We start from the raw sequence: 20,909 nt of genomic DNA, 5'->3' as shown, positions 1-20,909 counted from the left end.
GCCCCTCCCGGGTCCGGCCGTATCCGGCCCTGTGCGGCACGGGTGTCCCATCTGAGTACGTTCTGAGTATGTGCGCTCATGCCGGGGGAGGTGACGGCGGCCACACTCCCTGGCATGACACAGATCCCGCCACCGGCCGAGGAGTTGCGGCTCCTGGACGCCGAGCTGTCCTGGCTCGACGCCCGCCGGAGCCACCTGATGGCGCGGCGTGCCTGGCTGGTCGCCCAGCTCCACGGCCCGCCCCGGACCGCCCCGGCGGCTCCTTCCCGTTCGAAGGCGTCGTCGCTTGCGACGGCACCCGCGCCCGAGGCGTCCACGCCGGGTGTCCAGAATCTGCTGCTGCTGCTCGGCGGTGCCCTGCTGACCCTCGCGGCGGTGGCGTTCACCCTGGTCAGTTGGGGTGACCTGGGGATCGCGGGGCGGTCGCTGGTGCTGGGCGCGGTGACGGTGGCGGCGCTGGCCGTGCCGGTGGCGCTGCTGCGGCGCGGGCTGCGGGCGACCGCCGAGACGGTGGCGGGCCTGGGGCTGGCGCTGACGGTGCTGGACGCGTACGCGCTGCACGCGGTGGCGCTCGCGGACACCGACGGCGCCGCGTACGCGGCCCTGGCGTCGGCCGTCCTCGCGGCGGGCTGGGCGGCGTACGGGCGGGGGCTGGCCCGGGTCGCCGGGCCCGCGCTGGTGCTGCCGCTCCCGGCGGCGCTGGGCGCGGCGCAACTCCCGCTGCTGCTCGGCGCGGTGGCGCTGGACGCGCTGCCGTACGGGATCACCACCGCGCTGCTGGTGACGGCGGCGCTGGACACGGCTGTGGCGCTCCGGTCGACGGCCCCCTCGATACGCGTCGTCGCGGCGACGGGCGCGTACGGGCTGGGCGGCTGGGGCGTGCTGGCGGCCGGTGTGCTGTCGTGGACGGCCACCGGTCCGAGCGCCGCCGCCCGTGCGGCGGCGCTCCTTCTCCTCGCGGCGGCGACAGCGCTGGGCGCCGCCTGGCGCGGTGGGGCGGGCCGGGGGCTCGCGCTGGGGCTCTCGGTCGCGGGCGGGGTGCTGTTGGTGGTGGCGGTGGCGGGGGTGCCGCGGGTGCTGGTGCCCGGGGCGTGGGCGGTGCCGGTGCATCTGCTGTTCGGTATGGCGCTGCTGGCGGCGCTGTGGGTGGACGCGCTGCCGGAGCCGGTGCGGCGGGGGCTGGGCTGGGCGTCGGTGGGGGTGCAGGGCGCGGCGCTGCTGTGGGCGGCGCCGATGGTCGCGGGGGCGCTGGTGGGGCCGATGGGCTGGGCGGAGTCGGCGTGGCGGGGTGTGCCGCGGGACGGGCTGCTGCCGGTCGGTGCGGTGGAGTGGCCGGCGGATGTGGTGGCGGGGCCGGTGGTCCTGCTGATGGTGGCGGCGCTGGCGGTCGCCGTGGTCCGGGATCCGGCCTGGCGTCCGCGGGCGCTGGCGGGGGCGCTCGGCCTGGTCTGGGCGTCGGCGCTGCTGGCGCCGCACACGCTGGGACTGCCGTACGCCGCCGCGCTGGTGCTGCTGGGGGCGGTGACGGTGGTGCTGCTGGTGCTCCCTGCGGTGTGGCGGACGGTGCCGCTGGTGCTGGCGGGGGTCACGGCGGCGCATCTGGCGCTGCTCGCGCTGGCCTCCGAACCGGCCACGCTCACGGTGCTGACCCTGCTGACGGCCCTGTTCGCGGGGGCCGCGCTGTCGGCGACCGGGGTGCGCCGGACGGTCGGGGCGGTGCTGGCGCTGGTCTGGGCGACGGGGCTGGCGGGCGCCGCGGGTGCCTCGCTGGGCTGGGGGGAGCCGTCGGTCGCGCTGCTGGTGCTGCTGGTGCCGGTGGCGGCGGCGCTGCTGGCCCCGCGCGCCGAGGGTGCCACCCGGCTGGGGGTGGAGGTGACGGGCGGCGCGGTGGCGCTGGTCGCCATCGGGCTGGCGGCGTCCGATCCGCCGATGCTGGCGCTGGTGATCGCGCTGTGCGGGGTGATCGCGGCGGGTACGGCGCTGCGTCCGGAGCGGCGCCGGGCGGCGGGGTGGGTGTCGACGGGCCTGTTCGTGCTGGCGGCCTGGGTGCGGCTGGGGGCGTGGCAGGTGGGCGTGCCCGAGGCGTACACCCTGCCGGTCACGGTCCCGGCGCTGGTGATCGGTCTGCTGCTGCGGCACGGCGATCCCCGGACGTCGTCCTGGGTGGCGTACGGCCCCGGGCTGTCGGTGACACTGCTGCCGAGTCTGGCGATGGTGTGGACCGACCCGGAGCGGCTGCGTCCGCTGCTGCTGGGCGGGGTGGCGCTGGCGGTCACGCTGGCCGGGGCCCGGTCCCGGCTGCTGGCGCCGCTGGTGCTGGGCGGCTCGGTGCTGCTGCTGGTGAGCCTGCACGAACTGGCCCCGTATCTGGTGCAGGTGGCCGGGCTGCTGCCGCGCTGGGTGCCGCCCGCGCTGGCCGGTCTGCTGCTGCTCGTGCTGGGCGCGACCTATGAACAGCGGTTGCGGGACGTACGGAAGGTGCGGGAGGCGCTGGGGAGGATGGACTAGCGGGCGACCGGCGGGATGAGGGCGGGGGCTTGGGGCGGACCGGCGGCAGGGGCTTGGGGCGGGCCGGCCGGCGGGGGCTTGCGGCGGGCGTGGCCCTCCTCATCCCGTTGTCCCGCTTCCTCCGCTCATCTCTCCCTTCCGGAGAAATACGGTGAGGTTCCGGGAATTGTTCGGGGATTTCCTTCGACGACCCAGCTCAGGCCGTTCTTCCTAAATGAAAGATAAGAGGCGCATGTGAGATCTGCCTCATTGATCAAGTAACGGACCGTCATCATCCGCTCGCCGAGGGGTCGTCCGGGACGACCGCGACGGGACAGCACCGACCCATCGGAGACGCGGAAACCCGGACGCACGGAAAACCCCGGAGGCACAAAAACGCCGACGGCCCGTCTGCCTGATGCAGACGGGCCGTCGGTCCGGGTGGGCGATACTGGGTTCGAACCAGTGACCTCTTCGGTGTGAACGAAGCGCTCTCCCACTGAGCTAATCGCCCGGACGCAGGAAGAACATTACCCCATGTCAGACGGTGGCCGTGACCACCGCCGAGGGACCCGCGCCGCTCGGATCCGGCCATCCGCCGGGGGCACCGGATCACTGGTTCTCGATGCTCCAGGGCATCACGAGGCCGAACTGCCACAGATAGACCGCGCACAGCGCACCGATGATCACCAGGCCGATCACGGTCAGGATGATGTTGCGGCGCCTGACCCTGGGGTCCAGGGCGCGCTGGGCGGCCTCGGTCACCTTGCGCTTGGTCCAGCGCAGCACGAGCTGGGCCCAGACGAACTCGGTCGCCCAGATCGCCATACCGCCGAAGATCACCACCCAGCCGGGGCCCGGCAGCACCAGCATCGCGGCGCCCGCGGCCACCACGGCGAGCCCGACCACGAAGACCCCGACCTGCCAGCTCACGTGCAGCAGCCGCCGCGCCTTGATGAATTCCGGCGCCCGCGATCCCAGTGCGCGCTCCTCCTTCGCCCCGTCCGCGGCCTGGTCCGTACCGATGTCGTCAGTGGCCACGGCGACCTCGCCCGGCTCGTTACGCCCCGTATTCATACAGCCAGACCTTACCGGAGCGAATCCGGTCACCGGAATGGTCGTACCCCACCAAGAGGTTCTCGGCCGGAAGAGTTACGTAAAGACAGGCAAAACACTCAGAGGGGTTTACAACGGCACCGTAGGTGGCATGTCGATTTCGCCGACGTGCGAATCCCCGAGCGCACACTGAGCGAAAGGCCCTGGCGCTTATGAACACCACGGTCAGCTGCGAGCTGCACCTGCGCCTCGTTGTGTCGAGCGAGTCCTCCCTGCCCGTCCCCGCGGGCCTGCGGTACGACACGGCCGACCCCTACGCCGTGCACGCCACCTTCCACACCGGAGCCGAGGAGACCGTCGAGTGGGTGTTCGCCCGCGACCTCCTCGCCGAGGGGCTGCACCGCCCCACCGGTACCGGCGACGTCCGCGTCTGGCCGTCGCGCAGTCATGGCCAGGGCGTCGTGTGCATCGCCCTCAGCTCGCCGGAGGGCGAGGCCCTGCTGGAGGCCCCCGCACGGGCCCTGGAATCGTTCCTGAAGCGAACCGACGCCGCCGTGCCACCCGGCACGGAACACCGGCACTTCGATCTGGACCAAGAGCTCTCGCACATCCTCGCGGAGAGCTAGGGCGAGATCCCGTGGAGCCGCCCGGCGCCGTCCAACTCGGGGAGACGGCTCGGGCCAAGACAACCGCATAAGGGCCATACACCGGCGCCGGTGTCGCGGATCTCCGTGACCCGGCGCCGGTTCACTGTGTGTGCCCACCCGCTTCCGCACCGCCTCCGCACCGCTCCCGGCCGGTCCGCCCGGGGTGCCGGGAACGCATCCCGGTGCCCCGGCGTTGTACCGCCAAGCCGTACATGGCCCGAGACCACCGGCCCCCGGTCCCGGAGCCACTACCATCGGCCAGCATCGACGGGCACCCGCCCGACCCCAGGCCAGGGAGCGAAACGTGCTGATCACCCACGACACCCGGTGCGCCCTCGACTCCGTGGTGGATCTGGTGAACACCGCACCGGACGACGACGGGAGCCCGGACGGGCTGGCGGACGTCCCCGCACTCGAAGAATTCGTACGGAACCACAAGATCAGCGATGTCGGCGCGCTCTCGGAGTTCGACCTCGCCGCGGTCCGCAAGCTCCGGGGCCGCTTCGCCACGATCTTCACGGCGCCGGACTCCCGGGCCGCCGCCGGAATGATCAATGAGCTGGTCGCCGCCGCGGGCACCACCCCCCGCCTCACCGACCACGACGGCTACGACTGGCACGTCCACTACTTCGCGCCCGGCGCCTCGATCGCCGATCACCTGGCGGCGGACTGCGGGATGGCGCTGGCCTTCTTCGTGGTCGCCGGGGAGCGCGAGCGGCTGCGCCGCTGCGAGGCCCCGGACTGCCGGCACGCCTTCGTGGACCTCTCCCGCAACCGCTCCCGGCGCTACTGCGACAGCCGCACCTGCGGCAACCGGCTGCATGTGGCCGCCTACCGAGCGCGACGCCGCGAGGCCACGGGCTGACCGGCCGGAGCGACGGGGGGCGACCGGGAGCGCTCCCGAGGGGCTCCTCGGACCGGCGGATCGCCGGTAAAAATCTCGCCAACCAGAATCTGGCCGATTCCAGCCACCTGACAGCCGACCGCACCGCCGGGTGCCCTCCGCGGTGACTGCGGACCGTGACCGGCGGGCGGTCGGACGGAGTTCGTTCCGCCCGTCGGGAGCGAGGCCGCCGACTGTCGCGGCCCCCGGCGGGTGGCGCCGAGGACCACGGGTTCGGCTCACAGCAACAGCAGGTCGTGCAGCGCTGCCATGAGGAACAGACACCCGATCACCGTCAGGAAGATCATCAACGGTGGCTGGGAAAGGGCGAAGAGGCACCCGCGCGGCTCGTCCTGAGGTGGCGCGGTCTCGCTCTGTGTCGTGTCCAGCATCTCGCGGTGATGATGGCGCAATAGGCACCCTTGACACACCCAACACGCCCGAGGAGAGGGGTAGTTCGCCGGAATCCGCGACAAGGAGGGCGACTAGGGGTTATGGGGTGAGTGCGGGGGGTGAGGGCGGCGCTCTCGGATGCCGTCAGATGCCGTGCTTCTTCAGGATCGCCTCGATGTCACTGAAGTCGTCCGCCCCTCCGGTGGGCCGAGAGGCGGTCTTCGGCCGCGCGGCCGGGCGGGTCGACGGACCCAGGGACGGGGCCGAGGCGGCCGGGGCGACGGCCTCCGTCTGCGCGGCCCGCGCCGCCGCTCTGCGCTCCTTGCGGGTGCCGCCCCGCCGTCGCTCCACGGCACGCGTGCCCATGAACAGCGCCCAGGCGGCGCCGAGCACCCCGAAGCCGGCCCAGGCCATCGGGCTGAACGCGGTGTCCGCCGCCCACTGGACGACGCCGGTCATCACCAGACCCAGCGGCACCAGCGCGTACGCGGCGATGCGGGTGGCCGCCAGGAAGCGCTTGCGGTACGCCGTGATCGCGGCGATGCCCAGGCCGGCCGCGGCGACGGCGGAACAGACGGTCTCGGCAATCATCCGGTCCTCCAGGCAGGCCGAGTCGATCGGAAGGGTTTTCGTCCCTTCCATCCTGCACCGTCCCCACCCTCGCGGACCATGCCCCAGCGGGACATCAGGGACATCTCCGGGTTCGATCTCCTCCGGAGGTCGCTCCCGGGCACCGCCGGAAGACCGGAAAGGGGCGTCGCGGACGCGGCAAAGACATCGCGGGGCACCGCGGGGGACCGCGGGGCACCGCCCCCCGCCCCTCAGAGCCCCACCCCTCCCCCGGCTGCCAGACTGACCCCATGAACGACTCCTCACCCGCCCCCGCCTCCCCGGCCTCCCCCCTCCCCCCGGTCGTCCTCGACTTCTGGTGCGAGTTGCAGTGCCCGGACTGCCGTACCGCCCTGGACGACCTCGCCGCCCTGCGCGCCCGCTACGGCGAGCGGCTGGAGGTCCGGCTGCGGCACTTCCCGCTGGAGAAGCACCGGCACTCCTTCGCCGCCGCGCAGGCCGCCGAGGAGGCCATCGAGCAGGGGCAGGGCCGGCGGTACGTCGAGGCGGTGCTCGACCGGGTCGCGGACCTGGGCCGTAGGGGGGAACCCCTGCTGGTCGAGGTGGCCGGGGAACTGGGCCTGGACGCCGAGGAGTTCGACACCGCGCTGATCGACGGCCGCCACATCCTCACCGTGGATGCTGACCAGGCCGAGGGCAAGGCGATCGGCGTGACCGGCACACCCACCTATGTCATCGGCGGCGAGCGGCTGGACGGCGGCAAGAGCCAGGAGGGGCTGCGGGAGCGCATCGAGGAGATCGCCGACCGACTGCTCGCGGAACGCGACTGAATCGGACTGAACCAGACGGAAGGTGACCGAACCCGGTAACTGAACCCGGTGACAGGACCCGGTGCCGAACCCGGAGCCGAACCCGGAGCCGGGCCAGGACCGATTCCGGCCTCAGAGCAGCGGCTTGAAGAGACTGCGCTCGATCGGGACGTAGCCGAGGGAGTCGTAGAGCCGCTCGGCGGGGGTGTTCCCGGCGAAGACGTTGAGGCCGATGCGGCGGCGGGCGGAGGCGAGGGTCTGGGTCTCGGCGAGCAGCATCAGGGACCGTCCGTGGCCGTGCCCCCGGTACGCGGCGGCGGTCTCGACGTCGTAGATGTACGCCTGTTCGTCCTGGAGGGCCAGCCAGAGGGTGCCGACCGGGGTGCCCCGGTGTTCCAGGACGCTGAGCAGCATGTTCTCGCTGGCGTTGCCGTGGGGCAGGAGTCCTTCGTGGTCGCGCCGGGACTTGGCGTCGGCCTGGTCGGCGGGGACCCCGCGCTCGGTCCAGGTGCGGGCGTAGGTGCGCAGCGCGGTGGCGTACCAGGTGTCGAACTCGGTCCCGGTCATGGGCCGGCCGGTGGTGCCTGGGGGCAGTGCGGAGGCGTCGGGGCCGAGGTCCTTGGCCATGCGGGTGTTGCGGACGAGGTAGCCGAGCGCGGTGACCAGCCGCAGGGCCGGGCCGTCGACGGGTACGGCGATCTCGATCCGGGCGCAGCCCCAGCCGCGGGCGACCTCCTCGGCGGCGAGCGCGCCGACCGTGCCCCGGCCGCGTCTGCGGTCGGGGGCGTCGATGTGCAGGGAGTCGATCACCGCGACCGAGGGCCCGAAGACAGGGTCGGTGGTGAGGTGCAGTGCTCCGACGGGGCGGCTGTTCACGCACACCTGGAAGTGGCGGGAGAGCGCCCCGTCGGCCGCGCGCTGAAGCGGCTCGGTCGGCCGCAGGGTGGTGGTCATCATGGGTGTTCTACCCGACCGCACGGGCCCGCCCGGAACTATTTTCCCGGGCGCGGGGAGTGCCGGTCAGGGATCGAGGTCGGCGCCGGAGCGCTCGTCGAAGATCCGCATGGCCTTGGCGGTCACCGGACCCCCGGCGCCGGGCAGGTCCCGGCCGTCGAGCCGGTGCACGGCCTGGACATCGCGCAGGGTGGAGGTGAGGAAGACCTCGTCGGCCCGGCCGAGGATGTCGAGCGGCAGGGCGGTCTCCTTGGCACCGGTCCACTCGACGGCGAGTTCCCGGGTGATGCCCGCGAGACAGCCGGAGGCGAGCGGCGGGGTGTGGATCTGCCCGTCGAGCACCACGAACACATTGGACCCCGTGCCCTCGCACAGCTCCCCCACCGTGTTCCCGAACAGCGCCTCGCTGGCCCCCTGTTCCTGGGCCCGCGCCAGCGCGACGACGTTCTCGGCGTACGAGGTGGTCTTCAGGCCGGTCAGGGCGCCGCGTTCGTTGCGGGTCCAGGGGACGGTGACGGCGGCGGTGCTGTCGGGGCGGCGGGTGGTCGCGCCGAGGGCGACGGCGAGGGTGGGGCCGTGGGCGCCCCGGTCGGAGCCGAGGGGGCCGTGGCCGCCGGTGTAGGTGATGCGCAGCCGACCGAGGGGCACGGGGTTGGCGGCCAGCACGGCGGCGCAGGCGCGGCGGACCTCGTCGAGGTCGGGGTCGGGCAGGCCGAGGCCGCGCGCGGAGCGGGTGAGCCGGGCGAGATGCCGGGTGAGCGCGAAGGGCGTGCCGTCGACCGCCTTCACCGTCTCGAAGACGCCGTCGCCCACGGTCAGTCCGTGGTCGAAGACGGAGACACGGGCGGAGTCGGCGTCCTGGAGTCCGCCGTCGAGCCATAGCTTCACTGGTGCCTACCTCGCCTCGCTGGCAGGGGGAGCCCCGGTGGCCTCCCCGTCGTCGTACGTCCCCGACGCTACCGCGAGCAGCCGGGCCGCCTTCAGCTCGGTCTCCCGCCACTCGGCCTCGGGGTCCGAGCCCCAGGTGATGCCGGCGCCGGTACCGAACCGCAGCAGCCCGGCCGCCCGGTCGATCCAGAAGGTGCGGATGCCCACGGCCAGCTCGCCGGTCCCGCGATCGGCGTCGACCCAACCGATGCCGCCGCAGTACGGGCCGCGCGCGGCGGTCTCCAGTTCGGCGATGATCCGTAGGGCGCTGGACTTGGGGGCGCCGGTGACCGAGCCGGGCGGGAAGGCGGCGGCGAGCAGTTCCGGCCATCCGGCACCCGCGCGCAGCTCGCCGCGCACGCTGGACACCAGATGGACCAGCCCCGGGTGCTTCTCGACCACGCACAGCTCGGGGACGGTGACGCTGCCGGTGGCGCAGACCCGGCCGAGGTCGTTGCGGACCAGGTCCACGATCATCACGTTCTCGGCGTGGTCCTTCGGCAGCAGATCGGCCTCGGTCCGCCCGGTCCCCTTGATCGGCCCCGACTCCACGACCCGCCCGTCCCGCCGCAGGAACAGCTCCGGCGAGGCGGTGGCCACCTCCATCCCGCTCCCGGGCAGCCGAATCGTTCCGGCGTACGGTGCCGGGTTGCCGCGGGCGAGCAGGGCGGTGAGGGCGTCGACATCGGCTCCGGGCGCCACGGGGGCGGACAGCACCCGGCACAGGTTGGCCTGATACACCGCGCCGGCGGCGATATGGGCGCGTATCCGGCGTACGCCCGCCGTGTAGGCGGCGTGGTCGAGGGAGGTCGTCCAGTCGGTGACGGCCGGTCCCCGCCAGGCGCCCGGCACCGGCGCGGGCACCGGTCGCTCGCGTACGTCGGCGAAGCGGGCGCAGGTCAGCCCGCCCTCGAAGTCGGCGCAGACCGCCCAGAAGCCGGTGGAGTCCAGGGCGGCGGGATCGCTGGTGACATCGAGGAGGCCGGTGGCGAGACGGTCACCGAAGCGGGCGAGGGGAGGCAGGTCGAGCACGTCGCCGAGTCTAGGACGGGTGTCCGGTGGGTGGCCCGGCCGTGTCCGTACGGGTGGTCGCGGGCGGTGGGCACGGGAGCGCAGGCCAGCACGCTGCACAAACGCGTTTTTGTACTGGACCCGGAATCCGCTAGAGTTCACCACGTCGCCCGGCACGCGCAAGCGGGCCGAAACGACAGGCGGACGTAGCTCAGTTGGTAGAGCGCAACCTTGCCAAGGTTGAGGTCGCGAGTTCGAACCTCGTCGTCCGCTCGCAGGAACAGGGGTCTTCCCGGTCCCCTACACTCCTGGTGGAGTGGCCGAGAGGCGAGGCAACGGCCTGCAAAGCCGTCTACACGGGTTCAAATCCCGTCTCCACCTCCAAGGACGATTAGCTCAGCGGGAGAGCGCTTCCCTGACACGGAAGAGGTCACTGGTTCAATCCCAGTATCGTCCACTGAAGCCGTTCGGCTTCGACCCGCGCGATTAGCTCAGCGGGAGAGCGCTTCCCTGACACGGAAGAGGTCACTGGTTCAATCCCAGTATCGCGCACGCAGTGCCCATGGCCGGTTTCGTACGGTGAGCGTACGGTGCTTCCGGTCCTGGTTCCGAGGACGATTAGCTCAGCGGGAGAGCGCTTCCCTGACACGGAAGAGGTCACTGGTTCAATCCCAGTATCGTCCACACACTCCGGAGCCCCCGGCCGTCTCGTACGGCCGGGGGCTTCGTCGTGTGCGGGGTGCGGCGGCTAGCTGGAGAACAGCATGCGGCCAAAGCCCTTCTGGCGGTGGCCGTGGCCGTAGTGACCGCCGTGGCCGCCGTGCTGCGGGGCGCCCCAGGCGGGGGCGGCCGGGGCGACCGGAGCGGCGGGGTACTGCGGAGCGGCCGGCGGGGGCGGCGGGCCGGGCTGGGTCCACTGCGACTCCAGCCGGGTCAGCGCCTCCAGCTCGCCGTAGTCCAGGAAGATCCCGCGGCAATTGGCGCACTGCTCGATCTGCACACCATTGCGGTTGTACGTCTGCATCTGTCCACGGCACTTCGGACACTGCATGGTCGGCTCAACTCCTCGCCGTTCGGTGCTGCTTCATGTTTCGCCAGGACAGACACTGTCCGGCGGCGGTCGGTTGCACCCTACGTGGCGGGAGTTCGATCCCACCGCCCGCGTTCGCGGGGAGCTGAGTTCAGGGCAGCGCGGCGATCCGGACCGCCGCGTCGATCACGGACTCCTCCACCTCGTCCAGGGGGCGGCCCGCGGCGAGGGCCTTGGCGAGGGTGGTGGCGGCGGTCTGGACGGTGAGGGCGCGGGCGGGGACGTCGAGGGCGGGCCAGGGGTCGCCGTCCGGCGGGACCGCGGGGCCTCCGGCGGCGCGGTAGGCGTCCAGGAAGCGGGTCCACTCGTCGGGGGCGAGCAGGCCGCAGGCGTACCAGGCGGCGGGGCGGGCCAGGTCCCAGGCGGGGACGCCCACCCCGAGGTCGTCGACGTCTATCAGCCGCCAGGGGCCGTCCGGGGCGGGGTGGCGGACGAGTTGGCCGAGATGCAGATCGCCATGGCAGAGGGTGGTCGCGCCGGGCTCCATGGGGGCGTCGGCGCGGGCCCAGCCGGGCAGGGCGGCCCAGGCGCGCAGGATGGCGGGGGTGGCGGGGTGCGGGGTGCGGGCGGCGCGCAGCCGCTCGACGGCTCGGGCGGTCTTCTCCGGGCCGCGCATGGAGGGCAGGGCGGGGGCCGAGCCCCGCAGGACGGGGGGCGGGGTGCGTAGGGAGGGCCGGGTGGGGACCGGGGTGCGGTGGAGGTGGGCGAGGAGGGTGGCGGCGGCTTCCCAGGGGGCGGCGTCGGGATTCTCGGGGTCCACGGGGGTGCCGTAGGGCCAGAACGTCACCAGGCGGCCGTGCAGGGGGACGGGGTCCGGGCGGAGCGGCGGGACGAAGACGGCCGGGAGGCGGGCGGCGGTGGCGAGGAGGGTGGTGAGCCGGGCCGGGTCGGTGCCGGGGGCGTGGGCCTTGGCGACGGTGGCCGCGTGGCGGACGACGGTGGCGTCGGGGCGGTCGGCGAGGGTGCGGGTGCCGCAGACGCAGGCGAGGGTGGCGGGGGTGGTGGGTTCGGGGTTTCCGCCGGGGGCGCCGGTGGGGTGGTCGTGGGCCGCGGTTCTTGCCTGCGTGGTGAGCGCGGAGAGGAGGGTGGTCACGGCGGCCTTCGGGGAGGGGGCGGGGTGGCGTGGGGGAGGGTACGGCAGGGGACGCCGGGCGCGGCGGGCGGGCGGTGGGGTGCTGCGGAGGCGGCGGCTCCGACGCCGGGCGGCCCTGGCTGTCGTGCGGGCATGACAATGCCGGCGTAGCTCCCCAGCTACGCCGGCATTTTGCCGTCCGCCGCACCCCCGTCCCCACGGGGTTATGGGTGGATGTCCCCGCCCGGACCGCTCTTCCGGGCCTGGGGTCGCCGCTCAGCGCCCCAGCATCACGCCCACGGACGACGCCTGTGTGGCCACTGTCTCCCAGCCGTCGAAGACGACGAGGAGCAGGACCGCCAGGGGAAGGGCCATCAGCGTCGCCACCAAGGGGTGGCGACGGCCCGTACGGTGCTCTCGCTCACGTTCGCGGAGTGCTGTCCGCGGTGCCGTGTAGGCCATGGTCCCTCTCCTGACCGGTATCGGTGTCATTGGCAGCGGCGGGTGTCTGACCTCGGGGGACGAGTGCTGCACCCGCCGCTTGACCTCAAATCTAGGTGCGCGGCGGGCGCCGGGCGTCATGCCCTCGTACCGATTGGCGGGCCTCCCGGAGGATGAGCCGCTTGCAGGTGCGTACTCCCCTGGGTGGAGACCGGGTCCTACACCTCGGCCTGCGTCTCCGGGTCTTCCCGGAGGGGGCGCCCGGTCTGCCCGGGCTTTTCCGATCCGTCCTCCCGGGGGACGGGCTGCTCGACCAGGGCCAGGACCCGGTTCGCCATGAAGCGGGCCGTACGCACCACCGCTCCGGTGCGCGTGACTTCGCTCACTTCGACGACGCCCCTGCGTACCGCCGTCTCCACCCGGCGGCCCGCGCGGCTCGCCACCACCTCGTACGTCCTTGTCGTGTCCCCGGCGTCCACGACGATCTCCACACGATCACCCTTCACGCGACCAATCCCCCTTCCGGTCCGGCCCGTTGGGATCAAGGGCAGCCGCGAGCCGCCCTGCTCGCACGCTCTCTGACCACTCCTCAAGTCTCCCACCCGGCACTGACAATCCATCGGGACGAGAGGGCGCGGCCTCTGCGCGCGGGCGGCCGGGTAAACGTAAGCTGTGGCTCGTCACACGGACCGGGCAGCGGGGATGAACATGGCGATGATGCGCCTGAGGCGCGAGGACCCGCGTGTCGTCGGCTCGTTCAAGCTCCACAGACGGCTCGGCGCGGGCGGCATGGGTGTGGTCTACCTGGGCTCGGACAAGAAGGGCCAGCGGGTCGCGCTGAAGGTGATCCGGCCGGATCTGGCGGAGGACCAGGAGTTCCGCTCGCGGTTCGCGCGCGAGGTGTCCGCCGCCCGGCGGATCCGGGGCGGGTGCACGGCCCGGCTGGTGGCGGCCGATCTGGAGGCGGAGCGTCCGTGGTTCGCCACGCAGTACGTGCCCGGCCCCTCGCTGCACGACAAGGTGGCCGACCAGGGCGCGCTCGGCGCGGCCGAGGTCGCCCGGGTGGGCGCCGCGCTGTCCGAGGGCCTGGTCGCGGTGCACGAGGCCGGGGTGGTCCACCGGGATCTCAAGCCGTCCAACATCCTGCTGTCGCCCAAGGGCCCCCGGATCATCGACTTCGGGATCGCCTGGGCGACCGGCGCCTCCACGCTCACGCATGTCGGTACCGCGGTCGGCTCGCCCGGGTTCCTCGCGCCGGAGCAGGTGCGGGGGGCGCTGGTCACCCCGGCGACCGATGTGTTCTCGCTGGGGGCCACGCTGGCGTACGCCTCGACCGCCGACTCGCCGTTCGGGCACGGCAGTTCCGAGGTGATGCTGTACCGGGTCGTGCACGAGGAGGCGCAGTTGCACGGGGTGCCGGACGCGCTGGCCCCGCTCGTCCGGGCCTGTCTCGCCAAGGATCCCGAGGACCGGCCCAGCACGCTGGATCTATCGCTGCGGCTCAAGGAGATCGCCGCGCGGGAGGCGCACGACCTGTACGACGGGCGTCCGCCCGCGCCGCGCTCGGCGGAGGCCGACCGGCCCACGGGGCGGCTCGCCGACACCTACCCGGAGCAGCAGCGGGTGCAGCGACGCCCCCAGGGACCGGGGCAGGGTCCCGGGCAGCGGGGGGCCACTCCCCCGCCGCGCGGTTCCGTGCCGTCCCGGGGACCGGGTCCCGCGGGGTCCTCCTCCACAGGGCCGCTGCGGGGCAACGCGCCCTCGCGCGGGGGCAGTGCCCAGCGTCCGCACGGCACCGGGGCCGGGGCAGGGGCAGGGGCCCCGCGGATGAACGGCACCGGGGGCGCGCGGTCCGGTGCGCGGAACTCCACCGGGGCGGGTGCCCGTCCCGGTCAGCGGCGGCAGCCGCCGCGCGGTACGGCGACCCGGCTGCGGCCCGCCAATCCACGGCTGCTGCGCCAGCGGATCTTCGTGTTCGTGGTGGTGACGCTGGTGGTGGCGCTGGGTATCGCGGTGGTACAGGCGATTTCCGGGTGAGGGCGGGCCGGGGGCGGTTCGGAACCCGGCAGCGCTGAGCGGCCGGTACGGGACCGGTGGCACCGAGGGGCCGCTCCGCGATCGGTGGCTCTGTGCGGCCGATAAAGGGACCGGTGGCCCCAGGGGACCGGCAGCCCTGGGGGGCCGATCGGGGACCGGTGACTCCAGGGGACCGATAGGGCGTCGCTACAGGTTCGGGCGGCCGGTGGCCACCGCGTAGAAGGCGACCGCCGCCGCCGCGCCCACGTTGAGGGAGTCGACGCCGTGGGCCATCGGGATGCGGACCCATTCGTCGGCGGCGACCAGGGCCTGGGTGGAGAGGCCGTCGCCCTCGGCGCCCAGCATCAGGGCCACCCGGTCCATCCGGTGCGGCGCGGCCTCGTCGAGGGAGGTGGCCTTCTCGTCGGGGGTCAGCGCCAGAAGGGCGAAACCCGCCTCGCGGACCGATTCGAGGCCCTTGGGCCAGGTGTCGAGCCGGGCGTACGGCACCGAGAAGACCGCGCCCATGGAGACCTTCACGCTGCGGCGGTAGAGCGGGTCGGCGCAGTCCGGGGAGAGCAGGACGGCGTCCATGCCGAGGGCCGCGGCGGAGCGGAAGATCGCGCCGATGTTGGTGTGGTCGTTGACCGACTCCATGACGACGACCCGGCGGGCGGTCCGCAGGAGGTCGGCGGCGGTCGGGAGCGGCCGGCGCTGCATGGAGGCGAGCGCGCCGCGGTGGACGTGGTAGCCGGTGACGCGCTCGGCGAGTTCGGGGCTGACCGCGTAGACCGGGGCGGGGAGTTCGTCGATGACATCGCGCATGACGTCGACCCACTTCGCGGAGAGCAGCATGGAGCGCATCTCGTAGCCCGCGTCCTTGGCCCTGCGGATCACCTTCTCGCCCTCGGCGATGAACAGGCCCTCGGCGGGTTCGCGCCGGCGCCTCAGCTCCACGTCGGTCAGGCCCGTGTAGTCGTTCAGGCGCGGGTCGTCGGGGTCGTCGACGGTGATGAGATCGGCCACAGGGTGATACTGCCTTGTCGTGCGTGCGGTGCCAACGGCTGGGGAGAGGTTGTGTTACCCAGGGTTACGCGGTGGGGGGATCGGTGGGGGGCGGGCCCACGGTCACGACCGCGCCCATGACGATCACCGTCGGGGGCTTCACCCCGTGCGCGCGGACCGCCTCGGCGACCTCGGCGAGGGTGGTGTCCACCCGGCGCTGGGCGGCGGTGGTGCCCTCCTGGACCAGGGCGACCGGGGTCGTCGGGGGCTTGCCGCCCGCCATCAGGGTCTCGGCGATCCGGCCGATCTTGTCGACGCCCATGAGGATCACCAGGGTGCCGGAGAGCTTGGCGAGGGACGCCCAGTCGACCAGGCAGCTCGGGTCGTCCGGCGCGATGTGCCCGCTGACCACGGTGAACTCATGGGCCACGCCCCGGTGCGTGACCGGGATACCGGCCGCGCCCGGCACCGAGATCGAGCTGGAGATCCCGGGGACGACCGTGCAGGGGATCCCGGCCTCGGCCAGCGCCTGGACCTCTTCCATGCCCCGGCCGTAGACGAAGGGGTCGCCGCCCTTGAGCCGTACGACGGACTTGCCCTGCCGGGCGTGCTCGATCAGGGCCTCGTTGATGGCCTCCTGGGCCATGAAGCGGCCGAACGGGATCTTCGCCGCGTCGATCACCTCGACATGCGGGGGCAGTTCGGCGAGCAGGTCGCGCGGGCCGAGCCGGTCGGTGATGACGACATCCGCCTCGGCGAGCAGTCTGCGGCCCCGGACGGTGATCAGATCCGGATCGCCGGGGCCGCCGCCGACCAGGGCGACGCCGGGGGTGCGGGTGCGGTGGTGCGGGGCGACGAGGGTGCCGTCGCGCAGGCCCTCGACCACCGCGTCCCGGACGGCGGCGGTGTGGAGGGGGTCGCGGGACCTGGAGTCGGTGGTGAGGATCGCGACCGTCACGCCCGCGCTGTGGCCGGTGGCCGGGGTCCAGGCGGTGGCCTCGTCGGCGTCGTCGGCGCGCACCGCCCACACCCGGCGCCGTTCCGCCTCCGCGGAGGCGCGGGTGTTGGCGTCGGGGTCGCTGGTGGCGATCAGGGTGTACCAGGCGTCGGTGAGGTCCCCGTCCTCGTAGCGGCGGCGCTCCCAGGTGATCTCGCCGGTGTCGGCCATGGCCTCGACCGAGGGGGTCGCCTCCGGCGAGATCAGCAGGATGTGCGCGCCGGCCGCGATCAGTGCGGGGAGGCGGCGCTGGGCGACCTGGCCCGCGCCGAGGACGACGACCTTGCGGGCGGTGAGGCGGAGTCCTACCGGGTAGGCGGGGTGTTCTGCCATGGGTACGGGCTCCTTGGGGGGCGGGTGTGTCTGCCCTGACGTGCGGATTTTATGCGGAGGGAGCGGGGGCGCGTGGGGTGGGGGGTGGTGCGGGGGTGTGGGCGGGTGACGGTTGTGGGGGCTGGTCGCGCAGTTCCCCGCGCCCCTGAGGGGGTGGGCCTCAGGGGCGTTCAGGGTGTTCGGGGGCGTGCGGAGGTGTGGGCGGGTGACCGTTGTCGGGGGCTGGTCGCGCAGTTCCTCCCCCAGAGGGGGTACCCCCAGCGCCCCTGAGGGGGTGGGCCTCAGGGGCGCTGGTTGCTACTTCTCCGTTACGCCTGCCGAGTCGAAGGTGGCCACCTCGTGCATCGCTCGCGCGGTGCTCTGGACCATCGGGAGGGCCAGCAGGGCGCCCGTGCCCTCGCCCAGGCGCAGGTCCAGGTCGACCAGGGGGCGCAGGCCCAGTTTGGTGAGGGCGGCCACATGGCCCGGCTCGGCGCTGCGGTGCCCCGCGATGCAGGCGGCCAGCACCTCGGGTGCGATGGCACGCGCCACCAGCGCGGCGGCGCCCGCGCTGACGCCGTCCAGGATCACCGGCGTCCGCAGGGACGCCCCGCCCAGCAGCAGACCGACCATCGCCGCGTGCTCCAGACCGCCGATCGCGGCGAGCACACCGATGGGGTCGGCGGGGTCGGGCCGGTGGAGTTCGATGGCCCGGCGGACCACCTCGGTCTTGCGGGCGAGGGTCTCGTCGTTGATGCCGGTGCCCCGGCCGGTGACCTCGGCGGGGTCGGTGGCCGTGAAGACCGAGATCAGCGCGGCGGACGCGGTGGTGTTCGCGATGCCCATCTCACCGGTCAGCAGCGCCTTGTTCCCGGCGGCGACCAGATCGCGGGCGGTCTCGATGCCGACCTCGATGGCCGCCTTCGCCTCCTCGCGGGTCATCGCCGGACCGGTCGTCATGTCCGACGTGCCCGCGCGGATCTTGCGCGGCAGCAGCCCCGGCGTCGCCGGGAGGTCGCTCGCCACCCCGACGTCCACCACGCACACCTCGGCGCCGACCTGGGTCGCGAACGCGTTGCAGACCGCTCCCCCGCCCAGGAAGTTGGCCACCATCTGGGCCGTGACCTCCTGCGGCCAGGGCGTCACCCCCTGGGCGTGCACCCCGTGGTCACCGGCGAAGACCGCGACGGCCGCGGGCTCCGGGATCGGCGGCGGGCACTGCCGGGACAGCCCGGCCAACTGGGCGGAGATGATCTCCAGCATGCCGAGCGCCCCGGCGGGCTTGGTCATCCGCTTCTGCCGCTCCCACGCCTCGCCGAGCGCCTTGGCGTCCAGCGGACGGATCTGGGCGACGGTCTCGCCGAGCAGATCGTGCGGCTCCTCACCGGGCAGCGCGCGACGGCCGTACGTCTCCTCGTGCACCACCCAGGACAGCGGGCGGCGTCTCGACCAGCCCGCCTGGGCGAGTTCGGGCTCGTCCGGGAACTCGTCGACGTATCCGACGCACAGATACGCCACGACCTCCAGATGCTCGGGCAGTCCGAGGGCGCGGACCATCTCCCGCTCGTCGAAGAAGGAGACCCAGCCGACCCCGAGCCCCTCGGCGCGGGCCGCGAGCCACAGGTTCTCGACGGCGAGCGCGGAGGAGTACGGCGCCATCTGCGGCTGGGTGTGGCGGCCCAGGGTGTGGCGCCCGCCGCGGGTCGGGTCCGCGGTGACGACGATGTTCACCGGGGTGTCGAGGATGGCCTCGATCTTCAGTTCCTTGAACTGCTTCGCCCGGCCCTTCGGCAGCGACTTGGCGTAGGCGTCGCGCTGACGGGTGGCCAGGTCGTGCATCGCCCGGCGGGTCTCGGTGGACCGGATCACCACGAAGTCCCAGGGCTGCGAGTGGCCGACCGAGGGCGCGGTGTGCGCGGCCTCCAGGACCCGGAGCAGCACCTCGTGCGGGATGGGGTCGCTGCGGAAGCCGTTGCGGATGTCGCGCCGCTCCCGCATCACCTTCAGCACGGCCTCGCGCTCGGCGTCTTCGTAGGCCGGGGCGGGGGGAGAGATGGGGGCGGGGGCGGTGTCCGGTTCCGTCGGCTCCGGGAGCGGGGTGGGCTCGGGGGGCTCGGGGGCGGGGTGGGTGAGCTGTGGTTCGTCTGTCACGGGGGGTGCTTCTGCTGCTGCCTGCGGTTCTTCTGCTGGTGCGTCCGGGGCTTCCGGGGTCTCCGGAGTCGCCGGGGGTACTGGAGTTGTTTCGGGGGCTGCTGGGGGGGCTGGGGGTGCCTCGGGAGCTTCTGCCAGGGGTTCGGCGGGCGGGGCCTCGATCGGCTCCGGCTCGGGCTGCGGCTCCGGGGCCGGGGGCTCGTCCTGGTCTGCCGTACGGGTCTCCAGGTCCTCCGCTTGCTGGACCAGTCCGGCGTCCGGCTGCTCGGCCTCACGCGGGGGCGGGACCACGGCGAACGGCTCCGGCGGGGCCGGAGGCTCGAACACCGGCGGTACGGGGAGGGTGTGCGGCGGGGTGGGCGCGAGGTGCGGGGTGGTGGGCACCTGGCCTTCCACAGGGACGAACTCGGCCACGGGCTGCGGGGGTTGGGCGGCGGGCGTGACCTCAGGAGCGACGGAGGTGACCTGGGTCGGCTCGGGGGTCGCCTCGGGGATCGCCTCCGGCGTGGGCGGCGCCTCGGCCACGGGCTGGGGCGGCACCGGGAGGGGCGCCGGCTGCGGCTGTTCGGCGGCGGGGGGTGCCTGCGGCGGCTTGACGGTGGCGGCTGCGGCGCCTGCGTCGGCGGGCAGGGGCTGCTGCACCAAGGGCGCAGACTGCTCGGCGACGGGCTCCGCGATCGGTTCCGCAGCCGGTTCGGCGATCGGTTCCGCAGCCGGTTCCGTCACCGGCTCTGCCACCGCCTCCGGTGCCACCGGCTCCACGGTCGGTTCCGGCTCCGCGGGCGCCGCCTCCGGTGCCACCGCCGTCGGGCCAACCGTTTCCGCAGGGTTCGGGGCGGTTGGGGCGGGGATGGTGGCGGGGGGCTCGGGCGCCGGGGGCGCCACCGGCGCGGGAGCGGTCCGGACCGACGCCGGGGCGGGTCCCCAGGGCGCCGCGCTCTGCGGGGCGGCCTCGCGGTGGCGCGGGACGTCCAGGTACTCGGGGCCGGTGGACGCGGGGGCGGGCGCGCGGGCCGGTACGCCCGCGGGGCCCCGGTCGGCGAGGGAGCGGACGGGGCTGGCGGAGGCGTCGGGCATGGGCGGACCGAGGTGCAGCGGCCTGCTGCGCGGCGCCACCGGCGTGCCCCCGGCGGGAGTCGCCCCGACGGGAACGGCACCGGACACGGGGGTACCCCCGGCAGGGGTACCTCCCGGTACGGGCGTCCCACCGGCAGGGGTGCCTCCCGGTACGGGTGTCCCTCCGGCGGGCGTTCCCGCCGACACGGGCGTACCCCCAGCGGGCGTACCTCCCGGCACGGCCGTCCCCCCGGCGGGGGTGCTTCCCGGTACGGGCGTCCCCCCGGGAGGCGTACCTCCCGGCACGGATGTACTCCCGGCAGACGTGCCCGCCGACACGGACATACCCCTGGCAGACGTACCCCCCGGCACAGGCGTCCCCCCGGCAGGCGTACCCCCGGGAACAGCAGCACCGTCGAGAACAGGCGCACCCCCAGGAGCGGTCGCACCCCCGGAAACCGAACCACCCGCAGAGGCAGACACCCCCCCGGACGCAGGCGCACCCCCTGGAGCAGGCGCACTGCCGGAAACAGACGCGCCCCCGGACACAGGCACACCCCCAGGAACAGACCCGCCCCCGGGAACAGGCGTACCCCCAGCCGGAGTCCCGCCCACCGTCACTGGCGTCCCACCCACCACCACCGGAGCCCCGCCGGGAATCTCCACCGGAGCGCCCCCGGGACCCACCCCCGGCGGCCCGCCGGCACCCACCGCCGCGCTCTCCTGCGGGTCGGGGCGGTGGACGGCCTCGACGACCGGCTCGGGGGCGGGGGGCGCGACCTCGTTGCCCCAGGCGCCCTGGGCGCCCGGCAGCAGCAGGTCTTCGTCCTCGGCGGGGCTCTCGGAGAGGTAGGCGTACGCGGCCGGTGCGGGGACGCCCGGCTGCTCCACCGTGCCTGCGTGCTCCGGCAGCCCCTCGGCCGGGATCTGGCCGGTGTCGGTCATGCGTACCCCTCGCCCATCGGTTTGTGCTCCTGCCAGCTCACCCGGAACGGCGCGCCGACCGCCCCGCCGTGAAGAACGAGCGCGCGT

At 73.8% G+C, this 20,909-nt stretch carries 18 protein-coding genes and 6 tRNA genes; 10 read left to right on the top strand and 14 right to left on the bottom strand.

Annotation, left to right across the window (positions count from 1 at the left end; all coding sequences use genetic code 11):
• Positions 1-114 precede the first annotated feature (114 nt).
• The gene (locus AB0O01_RS19010) at positions 115-2,508 is read left to right on the top strand and encodes a hypothetical protein (protein ID WP_365314746.1); all 2,394 of its coding nucleotides are present in this window, start codon (positions 115-117) and stop codon (positions 2,506-2,508) included.
• A gap of 421 nt (positions 2,509-2,929) precedes the next feature.
• Here AB0O01_RS19010 and AB0O01_RS19005 read toward each other — a convergent pair.
• Positions 2,930-3,001: transfer RNA gene (locus AB0O01_RS19005), tRNA-Val, on the bottom strand.
• A 98-nt stretch (positions 3,002-3,099) separates the two neighbouring features.
• On the bottom strand, positions 3,100-3,564 hold the full coding sequence (locus AB0O01_RS19000) for a TIGR02611 family protein (protein ID WP_365314744.1): 465 nt from the start codon (positions 3,562-3,564) through the stop codon (positions 3,100-3,102).
• Between the two features lie 191 nt (positions 3,565-3,755).
• On the opposite strand from AB0O01_RS19000, the gene AB0O01_RS18995 reads away from it, so the two are divergent.
• Both AB0O01_RS18995 and AB0O01_RS18990 read left to right on the top strand, forming a co-directional pair.
• Positions 3,756-4,169, top strand: coding sequence for an SsgA family sporulation/cell division regulator (locus AB0O01_RS18995; protein ID WP_004002642.1), 414 nt, complete (start codon positions 3,756-3,758; stop codon positions 4,167-4,169).
• Between the two features lie 325 nt (positions 4,170-4,494).
• Positions 4,495-5,055, top strand: a complete 561-nt coding sequence (locus AB0O01_RS18990) for a CGNR zinc finger domain-containing protein (protein ID WP_365314743.1) — start codon at positions 4,495-4,497, stop codon at positions 5,053-5,055.
• Positions 5,056-5,312: 257 nt separating this feature from the next.
• On the opposite strand, the gene AB0O01_RS18985 is transcribed toward AB0O01_RS18990, so the two are convergent.
• Together AB0O01_RS18985 and AB0O01_RS18980 are read right to left on the bottom strand one after the other, a co-directional pair.
• Complete coding sequence (locus tag AB0O01_RS18985) at positions 5,313-5,465, bottom strand: hypothetical protein (RefSeq protein WP_355732998.1); 153 nt, start codon at positions 5,463-5,465, stop codon at positions 5,313-5,315.
• A gap of 145 nt (positions 5,466-5,610) precedes the next feature.
• Positions 5,611-6,057, bottom strand: coding sequence for a hypothetical protein (locus tag AB0O01_RS18980; protein ID WP_365314942.1), 447 nt, complete (start codon positions 6,055-6,057; stop codon positions 5,611-5,613).
• Between the two features lie 269 nt (positions 6,058-6,326).
• Between AB0O01_RS18980 and AB0O01_RS18975 the strand changes: the two genes are divergently transcribed.
• A complete protein-coding gene (locus AB0O01_RS18975; RefSeq protein ID WP_365314741.1) occupies positions 6,327-6,866 on the top strand; it encodes a DsbA family protein in 540 nt (179 codons plus the stop codon).
• A gap of 111 nt (positions 6,867-6,977) precedes the next feature.
• On the opposite strand, the gene AB0O01_RS18970 is transcribed toward AB0O01_RS18975, so the two are convergent.
• The 3 genes from AB0O01_RS18970 to AB0O01_RS18960 all read right to left on the bottom strand — a co-directional run bounded on the left by AB0O01_RS18970 (position 6,978) and on the right by AB0O01_RS18960 (position 9,758).
• Positions 6,978-7,802, bottom strand: coding sequence for a GNAT family N-acetyltransferase (locus AB0O01_RS18970; RefSeq protein ID WP_365314740.1), 825 nt, complete (start codon positions 7,800-7,802; stop codon positions 6,978-6,980).
• Between the two features lie 63 nt (positions 7,803-7,865).
• Positions 7,866-8,687: an aminodeoxychorismate lyase gene (locus AB0O01_RS18965; RefSeq protein ID WP_365314739.1), complete on the bottom strand. Its 822-nt coding sequence runs from the start codon at positions 8,685-8,687 to the stop codon at positions 7,866-7,868.
• A gap of 6 nt (positions 8,688-8,693) precedes the next feature.
• Positions 8,694-9,758 carry a chorismate-binding protein gene (locus tag AB0O01_RS18960; protein ID WP_365314737.1) on the bottom strand — a complete coding sequence of 355 codons (1,065 nt, stop codon included), beginning with the start codon at positions 9,756-9,758 and terminating at the stop codon, positions 8,694-8,696.
• A 179-nt stretch (positions 9,759-9,937) separates the two neighbouring features.
• Here AB0O01_RS18960 and AB0O01_RS18955 point away from each other — a divergent pair.
• The 5 genes from AB0O01_RS18955 to AB0O01_RS18935 all read left to right on the top strand — a co-directional run bounded on the left by AB0O01_RS18955 (position 9,938) and on the right by AB0O01_RS18935 (position 10,421).
• A tRNA-Gly gene (locus AB0O01_RS18955) sits at positions 9,938-10,010 on the top strand.
• A gap of 37 nt (positions 10,011-10,047) precedes the next feature.
• Positions 10,048-10,121: transfer RNA gene (locus AB0O01_RS18950), tRNA-Cys, on the top strand.
• Between the two features lies 1 nt (position 10,122).
• Positions 10,123-10,194: transfer RNA gene (locus AB0O01_RS18945), tRNA-Val, on the top strand.
• A 23-nt stretch (positions 10,195-10,217) separates the two neighbouring features.
• Positions 10,218-10,289 (top strand) — tRNA-Val (locus tag AB0O01_RS18940).
• Positions 10,290-10,349: 60 nt separating this feature from the next.
• Positions 10,350-10,421 (top strand) — tRNA-Val (locus AB0O01_RS18935).
• A 64-nt stretch (positions 10,422-10,485) separates the two neighbouring features.
• On the opposite strand, the gene AB0O01_RS18930 is transcribed toward AB0O01_RS18935, so the two are convergent.
• From AB0O01_RS18930 to AB0O01_RS18915, 4 genes are all read right to left on the bottom strand, one after another.
• Positions 10,486-10,788 (bottom strand): zf-TFIIB domain-containing protein, encoded by a 303-nt coding sequence (locus tag AB0O01_RS18930; protein WP_355732984.1) that lies wholly within the window; start codon positions 10,786-10,788, stop codon positions 10,486-10,488.
• Between the two features lie 130 nt (positions 10,789-10,918).
• Positions 10,919-11,920 carry an aminoglycoside phosphotransferase family protein gene (locus AB0O01_RS18925; RefSeq protein ID WP_365314736.1) on the bottom strand — a complete coding sequence of 334 codons (1,002 nt, stop codon included), beginning with the start codon at positions 11,918-11,920 and terminating at the stop codon, positions 10,919-10,921.
• A 255-nt stretch (positions 11,921-12,175) separates the two neighbouring features.
• Positions 12,176-12,361: a hypothetical protein gene (locus AB0O01_RS18920; protein ID WP_365314734.1), complete on the bottom strand. Its 186-nt coding sequence runs from the start codon at positions 12,359-12,361 to the stop codon at positions 12,176-12,178.
• A gap of 197 nt (positions 12,362-12,558) precedes the next feature.
• Positions 12,559-12,846 (bottom strand): hypothetical protein, encoded by a 288-nt coding sequence (locus AB0O01_RS18915; protein ID WP_365314732.1) that lies wholly within the window; start codon positions 12,844-12,846, stop codon positions 12,559-12,561.
• Between the two features lie 196 nt (positions 12,847-13,042).
• On the opposite strand from AB0O01_RS18915, the gene AB0O01_RS18910 reads away from it, so the two are divergent.
• On the top strand, positions 13,043-14,377 hold the full coding sequence (locus AB0O01_RS18910; protein WP_365314940.1) for a protein kinase: 1,335 nt from the start codon (positions 13,043-13,045) through the stop codon (positions 14,375-14,377).
• 186 nt (positions 14,378-14,563) lie between these two features.
• On the opposite strand, the gene AB0O01_RS18905 is transcribed toward AB0O01_RS18910, so the two are convergent.
• The 3 genes from AB0O01_RS18905 to cobT form a co-directional block, all read right to left on the bottom strand.
• Positions 14,564-15,382: an RNA methyltransferase gene (locus tag AB0O01_RS18905; RefSeq protein WP_365314730.1), complete on the bottom strand. Its 819-nt coding sequence runs from the start codon at positions 15,380-15,382 to the stop codon at positions 14,564-14,566.
• Between the two features lie 64 nt (positions 15,383-15,446).
• A complete protein-coding gene (gene cobA / locus AB0O01_RS18900; RefSeq protein WP_365314728.1) occupies positions 15,447-16,691 on the bottom strand; it encodes a uroporphyrinogen-III C-methyltransferase in 1,245 nt (414 codons plus the stop codon).
• A gap of 297 nt (positions 16,692-16,988) precedes the next feature.
• Positions 16,989-20,822 carry a nicotinate-nucleotide--dimethylbenzimidazole phosphoribosyltransferase gene (gene cobT, locus AB0O01_RS18895; RefSeq protein WP_365314727.1) on the bottom strand — a complete coding sequence of 1,278 codons (3,834 nt, stop codon included), beginning with the start codon at positions 20,820-20,822 and terminating at the stop codon, positions 16,989-16,991.
• Positions 20,823-20,909: the final 87 nt, after the last annotated feature.

It is taken from the genome of Streptomyces sp. NPDC093252, from assembly GCF_040683675.1.
Lineage (GTDB): Bacteria > Actinomycetota > Actinomycetes > Streptomycetales > Streptomycetaceae > Streptomyces.
Note: the sequence above shows the minus strand (reverse complement) of the source record. Positions and strands in the feature narration are given on the sequence as shown.

What these genes read in the sequence shown, in the direction of transcription:
- AB0O01_RS18970 (WP_365314740.1), bottom strand. Translation starts at nt 7,802, where the DNA reads ATGATGACCACCACCCTGCGGCCGACCGAGCCGCTTCAGCGCGCGGCC.
- AB0O01_RS18920 (WP_365314734.1), bottom strand. Translation starts at nt 12,361, where the DNA reads ATGGCCTACACGGCACCGCGGACAGCACTCCGCGAACGTGAGCGAGAG.
- cobA (WP_365314728.1), bottom strand. Translation starts at nt 16,691, where the DNA reads ATGGCAGAACACCCCGCCTACCCGGTAGGACTCCGCCTCACCGCCCGC.
- AB0O01_RS18930 (WP_355732984.1), bottom strand. Translation starts at nt 10,788, where the DNA reads ATGCAGTGTCCGAAGTGCCGTGGACAGATGCAGACGTACAACCGCAAT.
- AB0O01_RS18975 (WP_365314741.1), top strand. Translation starts at nt 6,327, where the DNA reads ATGAACGACTCCTCACCCGCCCCCGCCTCCCCGGCCTCCCCCCTCCCC.
- AB0O01_RS18910 (WP_365314940.1), top strand. Translation starts at nt 13,043, where the DNA reads ATGAACATGGCGATGATGCGCCTGAGGCGCGAGGACCCGCGTGTCGTC.
- AB0O01_RS18985 (WP_355732998.1), bottom strand. Translation starts at nt 5,465, where the DNA reads ATGCTGGACACGACACAGAGCGAGACCGCGCCACCTCAGGACGAGCCG.
- AB0O01_RS18995 (WP_004002642.1), top strand. Translation starts at nt 3,756, where the DNA reads ATGAACACCACGGTCAGCTGCGAGCTGCACCTGCGCCTCGTTGTGTCG.
- cobT (WP_365314727.1), bottom strand. Translation starts at nt 20,822, where the DNA reads ATGACCGACACCGGCCAGATCCCGGCCGAGGGGCTGCCGGAGCACGCA.
- AB0O01_RS19010 (WP_365314746.1), top strand. Translation starts at nt 115, where the DNA reads ATGACACAGATCCCGCCACCGGCCGAGGAGTTGCGGCTCCTGGACGCC.
- AB0O01_RS19000 (WP_365314744.1), bottom strand. Translation starts at nt 3,564, where the DNA reads ATGAATACGGGGCGTAACGAGCCGGGCGAGGTCGCCGTGGCCACTGAC.
- AB0O01_RS18980 (WP_365314942.1), bottom strand. Translation starts at nt 6,057, where the DNA reads ATGATTGCCGAGACCGTCTGTTCCGCCGTCGCCGCGGCCGGCCTGGGC.